General features: G+C 69.5%; 13 protein-coding genes. 5 read left to right on the top strand and 8 right to left on the bottom strand.

The genetic code is table 11. The annotated features are described in order from the left end of the window. Nucleotides 1–117, bottom strand: a 117-nt coding sequence (locus VFB40_RS09925; RefSeq protein ID WP_324849172.1) for a DnaJ domain-containing protein, incomplete at its 3' end; no start/stop codon positions are given. Nucleotides 118–208: 91 nt separating this feature from the next. After that, nucleotides 209–1315 (bottom strand): heat-inducible transcriptional repressor HrcA, encoded by a 1107-nt coding sequence (gene hrcA, locus VFB40_RS09920; RefSeq protein WP_324849170.1) that lies wholly within the window; start codon nt 1313–1315, stop codon nt 209–211. Between the two features lie 201 nt (nt 1316–1516). Between hrcA and VFB40_RS09915 the strand changes: the two genes are divergently transcribed. Next, nucleotides 1517–2401, top strand: coding sequence for a DUF3097 domain-containing protein (locus tag VFB40_RS09915; RefSeq protein ID WP_324849168.1), 885 nt, complete (start codon nt 1517–1519; stop codon nt 2399–2401). Between the two features lie 15 nt (nt 2402–2416). On the opposite strand, the gene VFB40_RS09910 is transcribed toward VFB40_RS09915, so the two are convergent. Then, nucleotides 2417–3895: an MFS transporter gene (locus tag VFB40_RS09910; RefSeq protein WP_324849166.1), complete on the bottom strand. Its 1479-nt coding sequence runs from the start codon at nt 3893–3895 to the stop codon at nt 2417–2419. Between the two features lie 158 nt (nt 3896–4053). Between VFB40_RS09910 and VFB40_RS09905 the strand changes: the two genes are divergently transcribed. Then, nucleotides 4054–5040 carry an RNA polymerase subunit sigma-70 gene (locus VFB40_RS09905; RefSeq protein WP_324849164.1) on the top strand — a complete coding sequence of 329 codons (987 nt, stop codon included), beginning with the start codon at nt 4054–4056 and terminating at the stop codon, nt 5038–5040. Between the two features lie 38 nt (nt 5041–5078). On the opposite strand, the gene hemW is transcribed toward VFB40_RS09905, so the two are convergent. Together hemW and lepA are read right to left on the bottom strand one after the other, a co-directional pair. Further along, nucleotides 5079–6299, bottom strand: coding sequence for a radical SAM family heme chaperone HemW (gene hemW / locus VFB40_RS09900; RefSeq protein ID WP_324849162.1), 1221 nt, complete (start codon nt 6297–6299; stop codon nt 5079–5081). Between the two features lie 33 nt (nt 6300–6332). Continuing rightward, nucleotides 6333–8195: a translation elongation factor 4 gene (gene lepA, locus VFB40_RS09895; RefSeq protein WP_324849160.1), complete on the bottom strand. Its 1863-nt coding sequence runs from the start codon at nt 8193–8195 to the stop codon at nt 6333–6335. 138 nt (nt 8196–8333) lie between these two features. Here lepA and VFB40_RS09890 point away from each other — a divergent pair, with 138 nt between their 5' ends. The 3 genes from VFB40_RS09890 (at nt 8334) to rpsT (ending at nt 12795) form a co-directional block, all read left to right on the top strand. Then, nucleotides 8334–9500 carry a metallophosphoesterase family protein gene (locus VFB40_RS09890; protein ID WP_324849158.1) on the top strand — a complete coding sequence of 389 codons (1167 nt, stop codon included), beginning with the start codon at nt 8334–8336 and terminating at the stop codon, nt 9498–9500. Further along, entirely contained in the window at nt 9497–12193 is a 2697-nt protein-coding gene (locus VFB40_RS09885; protein ID WP_324849156.1) for an AAA family ATPase, read from the top strand. Before VFB40_RS09890 ends, VFB40_RS09885 begins: the two co-directional genes overlap by 4 nt. 335 nt (nt 12194–12528) lie before the next feature. Continuing rightward, nucleotides 12529–12795, top strand: coding sequence for a 30S ribosomal protein S20 (gene rpsT / locus VFB40_RS09880; protein WP_324842659.1), 267 nt, complete (start codon nt 12529–12531; stop codon nt 12793–12795). 170 nt (nt 12796–12965) lie between these two features. On the opposite strand, the gene holA is transcribed toward rpsT, so the two are convergent. The 3 genes from holA to VFB40_RS09865 form a co-directional block, all read right to left on the bottom strand. Further along, nucleotides 12966–13946 (bottom strand): DNA polymerase III subunit delta, encoded by a 981-nt coding sequence (gene holA, locus VFB40_RS09875; protein ID WP_324849154.1) that lies wholly within the window; start codon nt 13944–13946, stop codon nt 12966–12968. A gap of 76 nt (nt 13947–14022) precedes the next feature. After that, nucleotides 14023–16236, bottom strand: a complete 2214-nt coding sequence (locus tag VFB40_RS09870; protein ID WP_324849152.1) for a S9 family peptidase — start codon at nt 16234–16236, stop codon at nt 14023–14025. A 33-nt stretch (nt 16237–16269) separates the two neighbouring features. Further along, the coding region (locus VFB40_RS09865) for a ComEC/Rec2 family competence protein (RefSeq protein WP_414642075.1) at nt 16270–16952 on the bottom strand (683 nt) is incomplete at its 5' end.

Raw genomic sequence — 16952 nt, 5'->3', positions numbered from 1 at the left:
CGGGTCCGGGTTGACGTCCGGATGCAGCTCGCGGGCGAGACGGCGGTACGCCTTCTTGATCTCCTCCTGGGTGGCGTCACGCCGTACCCCCAGGACCGCGTAGTAGTCGGTCGCCACTCGTGTAACTCCAGCCGGATTCGGACACTGCCTGCGTTATGCGATTGCGTGTGCCTGTTGTGCTACTTACAGCTTTCGCCGACGGACCAGGCTACGCCTGATCGAGGATTCGCCCGACGTAACGAGCAACGGCTGAGACCGCGCCCATAGTGCCCGGATAGTCCATACGCGTCGGACCGAGCACGCCGAGCTGCGCCACCGTATCCCCATCGCGACCGTAACCGCTGGTGACGACGGAGGTCGCGGACAGCCCCTCGTATCCGGTCTCGTGCCCGATGCGCACGGTGAGCGTGGACGGTCCGGTGGTCTCGCCGAGCAGCTTGAGCAGCACCATCTGCTCCTCGAGGGCTTCGAGCACCGGGCCGATGGTGTCCGGGAAGTCCTGGCGGAACCTGGTGAGGTTGGCCGTGCCGCCGAGCACGACCCGCTCCTCGCGCTGTTCCACGATCACCTCGAGCAGCGCCGCGACCAGCGAGTCGATCGCCGGGCGGTCCTCGTGCGGGAACTGGTCGGCGAAGTCGTCGACCCGGCCCGGCACCTCGGAGAGCCGGTGCCCGACGATCAGGGCGTTGAGCCGGGCGCGCAGGTCGGCCACGGTGGTCTCGCTGACCGGGATGGTCTCGACGAAGCGCTGCTCGACCCGGCCGGTGTCGGTGATCAGGACGAGCATGATCCGGCTCGGCGTGATCGCGACGAGTTCGACGTGCCGCACCGCGGAGCGGGACAGCGACGGGTACTGCACGACCGCGACCTGCCGGGTGATCTGAGCGAGCAGCCGGACTGTGCGCGAGATCACGTCGTCGAGGTCCACCGCGCCGCCGAGGAAGGCGTGAATGGCGCTGCGCTCGGCCGAGGACAGCGGCTTCACGCTGGAGAGCCGGTCCACGAACAGCCGGTAGCCCTTGTCGGTGGGCACCCGGCCGGCGCTGGTGTGCGGCTGGTGGATGTAGCCCTCCTCCTCCAGCGCGGCCATGTCGTTTCGTATGGTCGCCGGGGAGACGCCGAGGTTGTGCCGCTCCACCAAGGCCTTCGAGCCGATCGGCTCCTGGGTGGAGACGTAGTCCTGGACGATCGCGCGCAGCACTTCGAGGCGTCTGCGATCGAGCCTCGGGTCCTCGACCCTGGAGTCCGCGAGCCGCGGCTCGCCGAGTCTCGGTTCACCGAAGACCGTGTCTCCCGGCCTTGGATCCTCGCGCATGCCCACCACCTCCCGCTCTTGTAGCGGCCTGATCACCGAGCGCTCCTGGCACTCGGGGCGAGTGAGTGCCAATGGAGGTGAGTCCAGTGTACGGCGCGGGACCGGGATCAGTCTTCAGCCGCAGGCGGCCGATCGCATCGAGAGCCTGTTCACGACGCCGACGCGCCCGCGACGGCGAAGGCGGGCGCTACGCTCGACCGCGTGGACCCCCGCGATCGCGGCCCCAGGCCGAAGCAGTACGGACCCGACGACCTGCTGTCGCGCACTGCCCAGTTCAGCCGCGCGAACCGCCCGTTACCCGAGGTCGAGGCGGTAGCGGACCTGGTGGTCGAGGAGGTGACCACCGGATTCTGCGGCGCGGTGGTGCGGGTCGAGAAGACCCCGGGCGGCTTCACGGTCACCCTGGAGGACCGCTTCCGCAAGCACCGCGTGTTCCCGCTCGGCCCCGGCTTTCTGTTAGAAGGAAAGCCGGTCAGCCTGGTGCGACCTAAATCAAAATCCGAGCAAACAAGTCCGGCCACCCGCACCGCTTCCGGCTCGCGCGCGGTCCACGGATTGCGCGCGAGAGTGGCGCGCGAAGGCCGCATCTACGTCGAAGGCAAGCACGACGCGGAGCTGGTCGAGCGGGTCTGGGGCGACGACCTGCGGATCGAGGGCGTGGTCGTGGAACTGCTGGACGGGATCGACTACCTGCCCGGCATCGTCGGCGAATTCCAGCCGGGCGAAGGAAGAAGGCTCGGCGTCCTGGTGGACCACATGGTGGCGGGCTCGAAGGAGACCAGGATCGCAAGCCAGGTCCAGGAGGGCCGCGAGGACAGCGTCCTGGTTCTCGGCCATCCGTACGTGGACATCTGGCAGGCCGTCAAGCCGCAGGTGCTGGGCTTCGAAGCGTGGCCCAGAGTGCCGCGATCCGAGGAGTGGAAGGAAGGAGTCTGCGAGCGCCTGCGCCGCAAGGATCCCTCCTGGCCGCTCGACCCGCGCCAGGCATGGCCGCGCATCCTGGGCGCCGTGACGTCGTACAAGGACCTCGAGCCGACCCTGCTGGGAAGAGTCGAGGCCCTGATCGACTTCGTCACCGCGCCCTAAGGCATCGCGGCGGCCTCACGAACTCGGCTCCGGCACGCGCCGGACAAGGAGGAGCGCCACGATGACGGCGCTCAGGCCGACGAGGCCGCAGACCCACAGGGCCCGGTGGAATCCGTCGGTGAGCGCGACGGCGGCGGCACGGCCGTGGCCGAGCAGCGCGGTGGTGCGCGCGGCCGCGACAGTTGAGGCCACGGCGATTCCGATCGCCCCGCCGAGTTGCTGGGAGGAGTCGATCAGTCCGGAGGCCACGCCCGCGTCGCGCTCGGTGACGCCGACCAGAGCCCCGATCGACACCGGGATGAACACCCAGGTCACGCTCCCGGTCAGGAAGAAGGGGCCGGCCAGGTTCGACCAGAAGCCCCCGTGCACCGGCGCCTGGGTCGCCCACAGGATCCCGGCACCGGTCAGGACCAGCCCGCTCGCCATCACGAGCTTGACCGACAACCGGGTGACCAGGACCTGGGCCGGGCCGGCGAACAGCACTCCGGTCAGGCCGACGGTGAGCCAAGCCAGGCCGGTCGTCATGGCGGAGTACCGCAGCACCTGTTGCATGTAGAGGGTGCCGATGAAGATGTAGCCGTAGAAGCTGGCGCCGAGCAGGAACCCGACCGCATTGGACCCGGCGAGGGTCTTGAGCCGGAACAGCCGCAGCGGCAGCAGCGGTGACCGCGTTCCGGCCTCGATGATCACGAACGCGATCAGCAGCGCCGCCGCGGATGCGAGCAGGGCAACGGTCCGCGTGGCGGTCCACCCGACGACCGGCGCCTGCGAGATCGCGTAGACCGCGAGGACGAGGGAGCCGGTCACGCTGACGGCGCCGGGCACGTCGTAGCGGCGGCGCCCGGCCGGCCCGCTCCCGACCGGCGCACTGCTCCGCGGCAGTACCTGACGGGTCAACAGCAGGGCGGCGCTGCCGATGGCTACGTTCAGGTAGAAGATGTACTGCCAGCCGGCGTACCGGGTCAGGACGCCGCCGGCGAGCACGCCGAACGTCGCCCCGCTGGCGCCGACCGCGCCCCAGATGCCGAGTGCCTTGTTGCGCTCGGCGCCCTCCGGGAACAGGTTCATCACGATCGAGAGCGCCGCGGGCAGCACCACGGCGGCGCCCAGGCCCTGTAGCCCGCGCATGACGATCAGGAACGTGCCACTGGTCGCGAGGGCGCACGCGAGCGAGGCCGCGGTGAAGAGCGCGAGCCCGGCCGCGAACATCCGCCGGCGTCCGAGCAGGTCGGCGGTCCGGCCGCCGAGCAGCAGGAAACCACCGAAGGTGATCGCGTACGCGGTCACCACCCACTGCAGATCCGACCGGGCGAAGTGCAGCTTGGCGCCGATCGTCGGCAGCGCCACGTTGACGATCAGCATGTCGACCACCGTCATGAAACACGCCACGGCGAGCAGCGCGAACGCCCGCCATCGGTGTACTGCGACGGGCGCCGCCGGCTCCGCGGGCGCCCGGTCTCGGATGTCGTCGATGCTGCGGTCCAGCGAAGTCATGCGGGCCTCCGGCCGTCACGGGTGACAGTTCTCACCGGTTCAAGCACCGGGCGCCCCGGGGATTCGCCGCCGCGCGGCGATGAATTCCGCGCGCCGCCGGTGTTGCATAGCCAGGAGCCGTTTTCGGGGCGACCGCCGGATGAGAGGACAGGCCTGCCATGACCCAGACCACCCTCGCGCTTGCCCAGGCCGGGGACGGTGAGGCCTTCCGCGAGCTCGTCGATCCCCACCGCCGCGAACTGCAGGCCCACTGCTACCGGATCCTCGGCTCAGTGCAGGACGCCGAGGACGTACTTCAGGAGGCCCTGTTGGCGGCATGGCGTTCGATCGGCCGGTTCGACGGCCGGTCGCTGCGGGCGTGGCTGTACCGGATCGCCACCAACCAGTGCCTCAACTACCTGCGCGGCGAGTCCCGCCGCCCGCGGCCGGCCGGCCCGTCCGATCGCGGCGCGGGCTGGACGGGGTCGGGACAGTCCGCCGACCCGTGGTGGCTCGAGCCCTTCCCCGGCGATCCGGACGACCTGACTCCCGGCCCCGAGGCCCGGTACGACGCCCGGGAGTCGATCGCCCTCTCGTTCGTGGCGGGCCTGCAGCACCTGCCGCCGCAGCAGCGTGCGGTGCTGGTGCTCCGGGACGTGCTCGGTTTCCCGGCGGCCGAGACCGCGGGCATGCTCGGCACCACCCAGGCCGCCGTCAACAGCGCGCTCATCCGGGCCCGTGCCGCTCTCCCACCCGGCCGGCACCCGCACGAGGTGCCCATCCCCAGGTCACCGGCCGAAGCCGCCGCCGTCGACCGGTTCGTCAGCGCATTTCAGCGCTTCGACCTCGAAGAGCTGGTGAGCCTGCTGACCGACGACGCCAGGCTGACGATGCCGCCGGAGCCGGTCGAGCACCGCGGGCCCGGGCCGATCGCCCGTTTCCTGCTGCAGTCCCATGCGGGCCACGAGCTGAAGCTCCTCCCCACCCGGGCCAACGGCCAGCCCGCCCTGGTGCTCTACCTTCCCGATCCGCACGCGCCGATCTGGCGGGCCTGCGGCCTCATCGTCATCTCGCTTCGGGGAGACCAGGTCCAGGAGCTCACCCGCTTCGCGGGCGCGAATCTCCTGACGCGCTTCGGCTACCCCCGCACCCTGCCACGCACGTAGCCGGCTCCGTCACCCGCTCGTAGGCGGATCGCCCGCTCTTAGTCCGTGAGGTCGCGCACCAAGGCGTCTGCGAGCAGGCGGCCGCGCAGGGTCAGCACTGCGTGTCCGTCGGCGAACGGCAGCGGCTCCAGCAGCTCGTCCCCCAGCGCCCTCCCCGCCGCGGCACGGGCTTGCGGCGAAAGCAGGGCGAGGTCGAGGCCGTCGATCAGCCGCAGCTCCAGCAGAATGCGCTCGATTCGGCGATCTTCTCCGGCGAGCAGTTCCCGCGCATGGCCCGGTGACTGCCCCGCCGCGATGCGCTGTGCGTAGGCGGCCGGGTGCTTCACGTTCCACCAGCGCGTGCCTGCGACATGGCTGTGTGCCCCCGGTCCGACGCCCCACCAGTCCGCGCCGTTCCAGTACAGCAGGTTGTGTCGGCATCGCGCGTCCTCAGACACCGCCCAGTTCGATACCTCATACCAGCCATAACCGGCCGCTGTGAGCATCTCGTCGGCGATCACGTAGCGGTCCGCGTGTACGTCATCGTCGATGTTCGGCAGCTCGCCGCGCCTTATCCGCGCCGCGAGCCGCGTGCCCTCCTCCACGATGAGCGAGTAGGCCGAGACGTGGTCCGGATACGCGCCGATCACCGCTTCGAGTGAAGCGCGCCAGTCGTCATCGGTCTCCCCCGGCGTGCCGTAGATCAGGTCGAGATTGACCTGCTCGAATCCCGCGTCGTACGCCCAGCGCACGCATTGCTCCGGCCGGCCAGGGGTATGCCCGCGTTCCAGTACCTCGAGGACGTGCTTGCGCGCCGACTGCATGCCGAACGAGATCCGGTTGAAGCCGCCCTCGGCCAGTTCGACCAGATATTTCTCGTCGACCGATTCCGGATTCGCCTCGGTGGTGATCTCGGCTGCGGCGTCCAGGCCGAACTCGTCGCGAATTGTTTTGAGGATCGCCTTCAGGTCCCGCGCGGGGAGCAGTGTGGGCGTACCGCCGCCGAAGAACACCGTCTCTACGGGCACGTAACGGTCGCCGAGTACCTGCCTGGCCAGCCGGATCTCCGCGATGGCCGTTTCGGCGTAAGACGCCTGGGACGCGCCGCCGCCGAGTTCCTTAGCGGTATAGGTGTTGAAGTCGCAGTAACCGCAGCGGGTCGCGCAGTAAGGCACGTGCACGTAGAAACCGAACGGCCGCTCTCCGAACGCGGCGACGGACGCGGCAGGCAGCGCCCCGTCGTCCGGGACCGGTACTCCGTCGGGTGGAACTGATGGCATGAATCGATTGTCCGCCTGCCGCCGCGCTGTTTCCTACTTCTTCTTCGCTTCGACGGGTGCGTCCGAGTCGGTGGAAAGCGCCGCGATGAACGCCTCCTGCGGCACCTCGACCCGGCCGACCATCTTCATCCGCTTCTTGCCTTCCTTCTGCTTCTCCAGCAGCTTGCGCTTACGCGTGATGTCGCCGCCGTAGCACTTGGCCAGCACGTCCTTGCGCATCGCGCGGACCGTCTCGCGGGCGATCACCCGGGCGCCGATCGCGGCCTGGATCGGGACCTCGAACTGCTGACGCGGGATCAGGTCCTTCAGCCGTTCGGCCATCTTCACGCCGTAGTTGTAGGCGCGGTCCTTGTGCACGATGGAGGAGAACGCGTCCACCTTCTCGCCGTGCAGCAGGATGTCGACCTTCACCAGGTCGGCCTGCTGCTCGCCGGTCGCTTCGTAGTCCAGCGAGGCGTAGCCGCGGGTCTTGGACTTGAGCGCGTCGAAGAAGTCGAAGATGATCTCGCCGAGCGGCAGCGTGTACCGCAGCTCGACGCGGTCCTCGGACAGGTAGTCCATGCCGAGCAGGTTGCCGCGGCGGGACTGGCACAGCTCCATGATCGCGCCGATGTAGTCGGAGGGCGCCAGCACGGTCGCGCGCACCATAGGCTCGTACACCTCGGCGATCTTGCCGTCCGAGGGGAACTCGCTCGGGTTGGTGACCGTGTGCTCCTGGCCGTTCTCCATGACGACGCGGTAGACCACGTTCGGCGCGGTCGCGATCAGATCGAGGTTGAACTCGCGCTCGAGCCGCTCGCGGATGATCTCCAGGTGCAGCAGGCCGAGGAATCCGACGCGGAAGCCGAAGCCGAGCGCCGCCGAGGTCTCCGGCTCGTAGACGAGCGCGGCGTCGTTGAGGCGCAGCTTATCCAGGGCGTCGCGCAGGTCCGGGTAGTCCGATCCGTCGATCGGATAAAGCCCTGAGAAGACCATCGGCTTGGGGTCCTTGTAACCGCCGAGCGCGGTGGTCGCTCCCTTGACCTGCGCGGTGATCGTGTCGCCGACCTTGGACTGGCGCACGTCCTTCACGCCGGTGATCAGGTATCCGACCTCGCCGGCGCCGAGTCCGTCCGCGGGCATCGGCTCGGGCGAGATGACGCCGATCTCCAGGAGCTCGTGGGTCGCTCCGGTGGACATCATCAGGATGCGCTCACGCTTGGTGAGGTGGCCGTCCACGACGCGGACGTACGTGACCACGCCTCGATACGAGTCGTAGACCGAGTCGAAGATCATCGCGCGGGCCTTGCCGTCCGGCTCGCCGACCGGTCCTGGGATGGTGCGCACGACGTGGTCCAGCAGTTCGGGCACGCCCTGCCCGGTCTTGCCGGAGACCCGCAGCACCTCTTCCGGCGCGCAGCCGATCAGATGCGCCAGCTCGGCGGCGTACTTCTCCGGCTGCGCGGCCGGCAGGTCGATCTTGTTGAGCACCGGAATGATCGTCAGATCGTTCTCCAGCGCCATGTACAGGTTCGCCAGCGTCTGCGCCTCGATCCCCTGCGCCGCGTCGACCAGCAGGACCGCGCCCTCGCAGGCGGCGAGCGAGCGCGAGACCTCGTAGGTGAAGTCGACATGGCCCGGGGTGTCGATCAGGTTGAGGATGTGCGTGGTGCCCTCGACGCGCCACGGCAGCCGGACCGCCTGGGACTTGATGGTGATGCCGCGCTCGCGCTCGATGTCCATCCGGTCGAGGTACTGCGCGCGCATCTGCCGCTCGTCGACCACGCCGGTGAGCTGCAACATCCGGTCGGCCAGGGTGGACTTGCCGTGGTCGATGTGCGCGATGATGCAGAAGTTCCGGATCAGCGCGGGGTCCGTGCGGGACGGCTGCGGCACGTTGGGCGGAAGCGAGGGCAACGAAGTCAATCCATTCGACTTGTGGGAACCGGCTCCATGGTCCCATGAGGCGAGCACGTTCTCCGAATGACCGCCGACGTACACCGGCTCCATGCCATGCTGGAGCCTCGCGTCATCCCGATCTTCGGAAGGCCCTGAATGGTCCGGTTCGCGCACACGGCCGACTGGCAGCTCGGCATGACCAGGCATTTCCTCAGTCCCGGGACGCAGGGGCGCTACGACCAGGCGCGGCTTGAGGCGATCGAACGGATCGGGCGGATCGCGGCGGCCGAGGGCTGCGAGTTCATCGTGGTGTGCGGGGACGTGTTCGAGCATGTGCAGGTCGCGCGCAAGACGGCGGCTCCCGCGCTGCGTGCGCTTCGGGCCGTGTCCGCGCAGGTGCCGGTCTATCTGCTGCCGGGCAACCACGACCACCTCTCCTCGGCCTCGATCTATGCGTCGCACTGGTTCGGCCCGGAGCGACCGGCGAACGTCCACGTGCTGAACCAGCCCGGCGTGGTCGAGGTGCGAGCCGGCGTCGAACTGCTCGTCTCGCCCTGGGACGGAAAGCAGCCGCCGGCCGAACAGATCGATCGTTTGGCCGCGCGTGCCCCGATCATCGGACCGGACGCGGTCCGGATCGGCGTCGGCCACGGCGGTGTAGACACGTCGGCCTCGCAGCTGACCGAGGATCCGATCAGCGTGGCGACTCTCGAGAAGGCGCTGGCCGACCGGCGGATCGACTTCGTGGCGCTCGGCGACCGGCATTCGCGCACGCAGGTCGGCGCGACCGGCCGCATCTGGTACTCGGGCACGCCGGAGCCGACCGCCACGCGCGAGATCGATCCGGGACAGCTCCTTGTGGTCGACGTCGAGCCCGGTGCGGCAGTGAAAGTGACACCACATCAGGTCGCGACCTGGACGTTCGGGGAGCGGGAGTTCGTGCTGCGTGGCGCCGACTCGGCGGATGACGTGCTCGCGTGGCTTGACGGTTTTCCCGCGCCGGCGCGCACGGTCGCGAAGCCGATCCTGCGTGGCGAATTGACCATCGCGGAACATGCTCGGCTGACCGAGGCGATCGAGCACCGGCGCGACCTGTTCGCGGCGATCCCGGCGTCGGGACGCAGCGATGTGCGGGTGCGGTCGGATGATCAGGATTTCGTGGACCTGGAGCTGACCGGCTTCGCCGCCGAAGCGCTGGAGGAGCTGCGCGGCGTGGACAGCGACACGGCGCGCGACGCGCTCGGCCTGCTGCTGCGGCTGGCCGGCGGCAGCGATGCCAAGGCCGGCGGTGTCGCAATGGCGAGCGGAGCGGGCGCGCGATGAGGCTGCATCGGATCACGCTGACCGACTATCGGGGCGTGCGCGATCGGACCGTGCAATTCGCCGAGCAGGGCGTGACGATCGTGTCCGGGCCCAACGAAATCGGCAAGACCTCGCTGGTCGAGGCGCTGGATCTGCTGCTCGAGGAGAAGGCCAGCTCGACTCGCAGAGAGATCATGGCCGTGCAGCCGGCCGGGCGCGATGTCGGCCCGTGCGTTGAGGCGGAGCTGAGTTTCGGCCGGTACCGGGTCGTGTACCGCAAGCAATGGATCAAGGGGAAGACCACCGAGCTGCGGATTCTCAGCCCGACGCCGCAGCAGGTCAGCGGCAATCCGGCGCACGAACGGTTCGCCGAGTTGTTGGGCGAGGCGGGTATCGACCTGTTCTTGTGGCGGCAGCTGAGGATCAGTCAGGACTGGCAGCGCAGCCGTGCCCAGGGGCAGCGGCCGGATGGTCAGTCGGCGATCGCGGGACTGCCGGCGGTCAGCGGTGCGCTGGAGCGGCAGAACGCGCACGTGGTGCGTACCGGTCCGGAAGAGGCGCTGTACGAGCGGGCCTGCCAGCAGTACGAGCTCTACTACACCCCCAAGCGCGGCGAGCCGCGTGGCGAATACGCCGAGGCGCGCGCTGCGCTCGACGAAGCGAACAGCAGGGTCGAGGCGGCGAAGCAGGCGCTCGCCGACGCTGAGGGCGCGATCGCGGAGCAGACGCGGCTGCGCGGCGAGTCACACGAGGCGGCGCTCGAGCTGGACGAGGCGCGCGCGGATCTTGCGGCGCTCGAAAAGCAGAGCGCGGAACTGGCGCAGCTGCGTGGTCGGCTCGGCGAGATCGACGCGGCGCTCGCGCTGGCGCATCAGATCGAGGCCGCGGCGGCGGACGTTGAACGCTTCACCACCCGGTCTGCGCAGCTGGACGCGGAACTGGCCGCTGCGACGACGGAGCTCACCGCGGCGCAGGCTGATTATCAGGGCGCACAACAGCACGCCGCCGGTCTGCGCGCGGAGGCGGAACGGTTGCGCGAAGCGGCGCGACTGGCCGAAGAGGACGTCCGTTGGCACCGAGACCGGCAGGTGGCGGACCGGCTCGCGGCGCAGCTCGAACGCGCGGAGGGCGCGGTGAAGCGGGTGCGCGCCGCCGATCAGGTGTTGGCGGCCAATCCACTCACTGAGCAGATGCTCGACCGGATCGAAGCCGCGCATAAGCAGTGGGACAAGGCGGCGGCGCTCCTGCACGCGAACGCGGCGACGGTGGCCGTCACGCCCTTGGGAGACGCCCCAGTGAGCGTGGCCAGCGGCGAGGCGCCAGCCACCGATTCGACGGCCACCGGCGCAGTGAGCAGCGCGATTGGCGACACAGCTGGCCGCGCTTTGGGCTCCGGGCCGGAGGCGATGCCGGCCAGCTACCCCGCAGTCGAGTCGATCACTGTCGAGGCACCCGGCGTCGTGCGTGTCGTGGTCAGCCCAGGTGCGGGCGAGAGCCAGCGCCGGGAGGAGGAGCGCACGACGCGCGCGCGATACCGGGAGCTGTGCGCGGCGGCCGGTGTAGCGGACCTGGCTGCGGCCAAGGACGCCCACCGCAGGCGGCGCGCGGCCGAAGAGGAGCGCCGCGCTGCAGTTCAGGAGCGGGATGCCGCAGTTGCCGATGCGCGCCAGCACGGCGAGGAGCTGTCCGATCTACACGACCGACTCGCGGCGCTAAGGGACAGGATCGCCACGCACGAAACCGGCCGGCCCACCGATCAGCCCGCACCCGACACGCTCGAAGCAGCCCTGACGACGGAGACACACCTGCGCAGCGGTCAGGATGACGCGGAGGCGCGGCTGCATGTCGCCGATTCCGCAGCAGGACATGAAGAGTCGCGCGTCGTCGGCCTGCGGGAGAAGATCGCGTCGCTCCGGCGCGAGGTCGACAACGCGGCTGCGGACGCCGGACACGCGAAGGACAGGCTTGCCGAGTTGCCCGCCGCGCGCACGGAGTCGGAACTGGAGCAGCTGCGGGCGCAGCGCCAGACGGCGGCGGAGCGGGTCGAGCAGCTCAACCCGCAGCAGCTAGAGCTACGGCTCGACACGGCGCGTTCGCTGCCCGCGCGATTGGAGGAGGAGCAGGCCGCGCGCCGGGAGCGGCTGGCCACACTGGCCGAGCGGATCGCGACGTTCGCGGACAGCGGGCCGGAGGAGTCGCTCGATGCCGCGCTTTCGCATCAGGCGCGCGTCCAGCGGACCTACGAGCAGCTGCATCGGGAAGCGGCCGCCGCAAAGCTGCTATACGAGACGTTGGACCGGTTCCGCTCGCGGGCATGGCTGCGGTACGCCGAACCGTTCCGGGCGCTGGTGGAGAAGTACGCGGCGGGTGTGTTCGGGTCCGGTGTAGGCATCGCGGTGTCCGAGGATCTGACGATCAGCACGAAGACGGCGGATGGTGCGACGGTGCCGTTCGATCAGCTCTCGGCGGGTGCGCGCGAACAGTTGGCGCTGCTCGGCCGGATCGCCTGCGCGGAGCTGATCACGCCGCCGGGAGCGCAGGACGCAGGCGGCGTGCCGCTGATCCTCGACGACGCGCTCGGGCACACGGATCGCGCGCGGCTGAACCAGCTGGCCGCGATCCTGGACCGAGCGGGCACCCGCGTCCAGATCATCCTGCTGACGCACGCGCCGGAACGTTTCCGGATCGGCGGCGCCCACAGCGTGATCCTCTAACAGCGCCGTCCTCCTGCAGTGTGATCCGCTCGCAGCGCGCCCCTCCAGCAGCGTGATCACACTGGCCCAAGGCTCGCGGATCGCTTCGCGCGATTTCGGGGAAGCTCGCGGTGACTGCTAAAGTAGGCGGTCGCGTGGCCTGCGGCTCTGTCAGAAGCCTCCCAGCGAGACGGTGCGGAATCGCAGCGGCGCGGCGTTGCACAGCGTCCCCCTGGGACGCGCGGGCCGGACGGTCCGCCGGTGGTCACACCTTTAAGACGTCGCGCGACCGCATGGGACCGATCCCGGCGGCCCGCCGCGCTGTAACCACCACCAGGATCGTGAAGAGGCTTTTCGTGGCGAACATCAAGTCCCAGATCAAGCGGATCAAGACCAACGAGAAGGCGCGTCAGCGCAACCAGTCGATCAAGTCGTCGCTCAAGACGGCGATCCGCAAGACCCGCGAGGCGGTCGAGTCCGGCGACGAGGCGAAGGCCCAGGAGCTCGCGCGCGCGGCGTCCCGGGCGCTGGACAAGGCGGTGTCGAAGGGCGTCATCCACGCCAACCAGGCCGCCAACAAGAAGTCCGCGCTGGCCAAGAAGGTCAACAACATGGCTGGCTGATCAGCCGATCAGTTGGGCTGAAGCTGAATCGTTCGGCGGCCCGGTAAGCCTCTTGAGGAGGCTCACCGGGCCGCTGTTTTCTGCGCTCCGCTGTCGGCTGGGTCGGCCATCGGCTGTGCCAGCGCGTCGGCTCCCGGCTCCCGGCTCCCGGCTCCCGGCTCCCGGCTGGGTCAGCGTGTCGCGGACCGAGCGCCCACGACAGCGACAATGCACTTCTCCAGCGCATAAGCCGGATCCGCCGCCGCCCCCTTCACCGCCGCGTCCGCAGTGGCCACCGCTCGCAACGCGACCGTAAGACCGTCCGGCGTCCAGCCGCGGGCCTGGCGGCGGATCTTGTCGACCCGCCACGGCGGCATCCCGAGGTCACGCACGTTAGACCCCGCCGACGCCACCTTCCCTATCTGGCGCACCCCGGTCGCCAGCGCACTGGTGATCAACACCGAAGCCACGCCGGTGTCCAGCGCGAAGCGCAGCTGTTCCAACGCCTCGCCGAGGCGGCCCTCCACGGCCAGATCGGCCACCGTGAACCCGGAGACCTCCGCCTGTCCGCTGTAGTACTTCGCGACCACCGCCTCATCGACCGTGCCCTCCGTGTCGGAGAGTAGTTGGTCGGCCGCAGCCGCCAGTTCGCGCAGGTCCGACCCGATCGCGTCGGCCACGGCCTGCGCGGCCTCCTCGGTGATCGAGCGGCGCTGGCGGCGGAACTCTCCGCGCAGAAAGGTGATCCGCTCGGCGGGCTTTGTGAGCTTCGGGCAGTCGACCACCACCGGCTTGTGCTTCTTGACGGCGTCGAGCAGTGCTTTGCCCTTCACTCCGCCAGGGTGCGTCAGCACCAGAACGATTTGCTCGGCCGGGTCGGACAGGTACCGCTTGACCTCCTCCGCCTGGTCCGCGCCGAGGTCTTGGACACCGCGAAGCACCACGACCTTGGCCTCGCCGAACAGCGACGGCGAGACCAGTTCGGCGAAAGTGCCGGGCTGCAGGGCTCCGGGGGCAAGGTCGCAGATCTCGACAGCCGGGTCGGCTGCCCGGGCCGCGGCAACTACTTCCGCCACGGCCCGGTCTGCGAGCAACTCCTCCGGTCCGGTGACCAGGGTCAGCGGCGCGGGCGCGGCGGACGCCGCGCCGGATTTCACGGCAGGCGGGGCCATGGTGATCAGCTCCCTTGCAGACGCGGCTGACTCGCGGGAGGCGAGCCGGCGGGCATCGTGGCGGCAGGCACGATGATCAGCTGCCTGATTCTGCGTGGGCGTCAGAGGTCGCGGGAGCGGAGGCGAGCTCGCCACTGGACTCGGAGCCCGTTGCGGTCGCGGAAGCCGTCGCGAGCTCGTCGCCGGACTCGGAGCCGGTTGCGGTGGCGATGACCCAGGCGAGGGTCAGCGCCTCCTCGCGCCACGAGTCGTAGCGGCCGCTCCGGCCGCCGTGGCCCGCCTCCATCTCGGTCTTGAGCAGGAAGTCCCCGCCGGTGGCCGTGGCCCGCAGCCGCGCGATCCACTTGGCCGGCTCGTGGTAGTAGACCCGCGTGTCGTTGAGGCTGGTGGTGGCCAGGATCGACGGGTACTGCTTCGCCTCGACGTTCTCGTACGGGCTGTAGCCCTTCATGTACGCGTACACCTCGGGCGATTCCAGCGGGTTGCCCCACTCCTCCCACTCGATCACGGTGAGCGGAAGCGTCGGGTCCAGGATCGTGTTGAGCGCGTCCACGAACGGCACGTCGGCCACGATGCCGCGGAACGCCTCCGGCGCCAGGTTGGCGACCGCGCCCATCAGCAGGCCGCCGGCCGAGCCGCCGCGTGCGACGAGCCGGTCCGCCGAAGTCCAGCGCTCCTGCACCAGGCAGCGGGCGCACGCGACGAAATCGGTGAACGTGTTGCGCTTCGCCAGAAGCTTGCCGTCCTCGTACCAGGCGCGGCCCATCTCCCCGCCGCCGCGCACGTGCGCGATGGCGTAGACGAAGCCGCGGTCCAGCAGCGAGAGACGAGCCACCGAGAAGAACGGGTCGCGCGAATACTCGTATGAGCCGTAGCCGTAGATCAGCGCGGGCGCGGTGCCGTCACGCTCGACGCCCTTTCGGTGCACGACCGAGATCGGGACGCGGGTGCCATCCTCTGCCGTGGCCCAGACGCGGTGCTGCTCGTAGTCGTCCGCGTTGTAGCCGCCGAGCACCGGCTGACGCTTGAGCAGCTGCAACGTGCCGCTGGCGATGTCGTAGTCGTACACGGTCGACGGGGTGATCATCGAGGTGTAGCCGAGGCGCAGCTTGCCGGTGTTGAACTCGGGGTTGTCGCCGGCTCCAACGGTGTAGATGGGCTCGTCGAACTCGATCGGCGTGCCCTGCGCGGACGGCTGGCCGTCGACGACCGGGTGGATGGCGAGGCCGGTGAGCCCGTCGCGGCGATACTCCACGACCAGGTGGTCCGCGAAGGCCTCGGCCTCCAGCAGGCGGGTGTCCTCGCGGTGCGGAATCAGCGGGGTCCATTCGCCGGCAGCGTCGATGGGCGCGGTGGCGAGTTCGAAGTTCTGCTTGCCGTCGCGGTTGTGCAGCACGAGCAGCAGGTCGCGGGACCGGTCGGTGGGGTGCGCCCAGTGGTCGACGGAGTACTCGACCCCGGTCTCCCGCGCCACGACGAGCTGGAACTGCCCGGCCGGGTCCTCGGCGTCGAGCAAGTACATCTCGCTGGTGATCTTCGAGCCGAGGGAGATCAGCAGGTAGCGCTCGCTGCGGGTCAGGCCGACGCCGACCCAGAACCGCTCGTCGGGCTCTTCGAACACGACGACGTCCTGAGCGGCGGGTGTGCCGACCGCGTGCCGGTGCACCCGGTAAGGACGCCACGCCTCGTCGACGGTCAGGTAGAACAACGTGGAGCCGTCGCGGGACCAGGCGGTGCCGTACGAGGTCTCCGGGATCTCGTCGGACAGCAGCTCACCGGTTTCCAGGTCCTTGACGCGCAGCGTGAACCGCTCGTTGCCCGCGTAGTCCACCGAGTAGGCCAGCCGCTTGCCGTCCGGGGAGACGTCGAAGGTGCCCAGCGAGAAGAAGCCGTGGCCCTCGGCCAGCTCGTTGCCGTCGAGCAGGATCTGCTCTCCGGGGAGCGCCGAGCCGTCCTCGGGCAGTTCGGGCGGGGTGTCGCCGGTCGCGGCGAGCCGGCATTGGATGCCGTACTGCTTGCCCTCCTGCGTGCGGGCGTAGTACCACCAGTCGCCCTTGCGGCTCGGCACCGAGAGGTCGGTCTCCTGGGTGCGCCCCTTGATCTCCTGGAAGATCTGCTCGCGCAACCCGGCCTGACCGGCCAGGCGCTCCTGCGTGTACGCGTTCTCGGCCTCGAGATACGCGATGACGTCCTTGTTCTCCTTGTCGGCGAGCCAGAAATAGGGGTCGTTCACGGTGTCGCCGTGGTGGACTCGTTCGTGCGCAATGGTCTTCGCGACTGGTGGCTGCATGGTTACCGATCCTACGGTCTCGTCCTGACGGACTCATGGGAACGCGGGCTCGTGGTCGTTGTCGTGGTCGTGGTTGTAGCTGTGGTTGCTTCCCTGACCGCGGCCATGGCTGTTGCCGTGCCGGCGGTTTGGTGTATCGCCGGGCTGTGGGGCGCCGGTCCCAGCCGCCTGGTCGCCGGGGATCCCGCCGCCATGCTGACCGGTCACCGCGACCTGGCCGCTTTCCGCGGTCTGCCCGATCACCACGTCGCCGTCGAGATCGGTGCGGTACACCCGCGCTCCGTCCGAGCCGACCAGTCGTAGCGTGCGGGGCGCCGGATGCCCGTACGGATTCCCTCGCCCCACGGAGATGACCGAGACAGTGGGGTCCACGGCCGCCGTAAAGCCAGGAGCCTGATTCGCCGAGCCGTGATGGGGCACCTTGAGCACCGTCGCGCGTAACTCGTCGCGATGGCTCCCAGTGAGCAGCAACTGCTGGACCGGAGCCTCGATATCGCCGGTGAGCAGCGCGGTCAGCGGAGTCGTGGACAAGCCTGGCAGCGCGGCGATGGCGACGGAGAGGACGATCGACGAGTTGTTAGGGCCGGAACCCTCGCCACCGTGCCCACTCGTCGGGTCCTCGCTGCCGCTCCCGTCGTCCGGAGGCTCCACGGCGGACAGCTCGTCAGGGTCAGGCCACAGCGCGTGCCAAGAGACCCGGCCGAGGGTGGCGTGTT

This window comes from Actinocrinis sp. (genome assembly GCF_035650855.1).
Classification (GTDB): domain Bacteria; phylum Actinomycetota; class Actinomycetes; order Streptomycetales; family Catenulisporaceae; genus Actinocrinis.
This window is presented reverse-complemented; position numbering and strand designations above follow the sequence as displayed.